Here is a 1,277-nt window from a genome sequence, read left to right as displayed (position 1 = left end):
ACCGCTTCAGCCGCTGGTATACCCCGGCCATGATGCTGGTCGCCCTGCTGGTGGTGCTGGTGCCACCCCTAGCCTTCGGCCAGAGCTGGGACGAGTGGATCTATCGCGGGCTGGCGCTGCTGCTGATCGGTTGCCCCTGCGCCCTGGTCATCTCCACCCCGGCAGCGGTTACTTCGGCGCTGGCCGCCGCCACCCGTCAGGGGGCCCTGATCAAGGGTGGTGCCGCACTGGAGCGACTGGCCCATATCGACACCGTCGCCTTTGACAAGACAGGCACTCTGACCCTGGGCAAGCCGCAACTGACCGAACTGGTGAACCTCAATGGCCAACCGGAGACCGAGTTGCTGGCACTGGCGGCTGCCATCGAGCAGGGCTCCCACCACCCGCTGGCCCGCGCAGTGGTCGCCAACGCGACCGAACAGGGGCTGACGCTGGCGGAGGCCCGCGACCTGCGCGCACTGCCGGGCATGGGGGTTGAGGGACGCATCAACGGTGAGCTGTGGCAACTGCTGGCACCGAGCCGGGTGGCGACCCTGAATGTGGAACAGCAGACCCGGATTGCTTCGCTGGAGCGGCAGGGCAAGACTGTCGTGGTGCTCTGCCAAAGCAGCGGCGACCAGGCGCTGCCGGTCGCCCTGCTGGCGCTTCGGGATCAGATCCGGCCGGAGGCGGCGGCTGCGCTGCAAGAACTCCATCAGCTCGGGCTCAACAGCATCATGTTAACCGGGGATAACCCCCATGCTGCCGAGGCCATCGCCGGTGAACTCGGGATGGGCTGGCGTGCCGGTCTGCTGCCGGAGAACAAGGTAGAAGAGATCGCCAAGCTGGCCAGCACCCGGAAGGTTGCCATGATCGGCGATGGTATCAACGATGCCCCCGCCATGAAGCGGGCAAGTATCGGCATCGCCATGGGCGGCGGCACCGATGTGGCGCTGGAGACCGCAGATGCGGCACTGACCCACAACCAGCTCGGCGGTATTGCCGCGATGATCCGGTTGTCGCGGGCGGCACTGGCCAATATTCACCAGAATATCGCGCTGGCACTGGGGCTGAAGGCCATCTTCCTGGTCACCAGCCTGCTCGGCATCACCGGCCTGTGGATTGCGGTGCTGGCCGATACCGGCGCCACCGCGCTGGTGACCGCCAACGCCCTGCGCCTGCTGCGCAAGCGTTAAGCCAGCCAATGGCATCCCAGCCAAAAGCCGTCCCCCAACCGGGACGGCTTTTCTTTTTACTCTCATTTCTCTCACGGCACCCCGTAAAAGAAAAAGCGCGCC

At 65.8% G+C, this 1,277-nt stretch carries 1 protein-coding gene; it reads left to right on the top strand.

The features are described 5' to 3' along the window. Window positions 1-1,175: heavy metal translocating P-type ATPase (locus AB5Y85_RS01710; protein WP_368221083.1), on the top strand; the 1,175-nt coding region annotated here is incomplete at its 5' end. Between the last annotated feature and the right edge of the window lie 102 nt (window positions 1,176-1,277).

The organism is Aeromonas sp. R3-1 (genome assembly GCF_040908345.1).
GTDB classification, from domain to species: domain Bacteria; phylum Pseudomonadota; class Gammaproteobacteria; order Enterobacterales; family Aeromonadaceae; genus Aeromonas; species Aeromonas veronii.
Note: the sequence above shows the minus strand (reverse complement) of the source record. Positions and strands in the feature narration are given on the sequence as shown.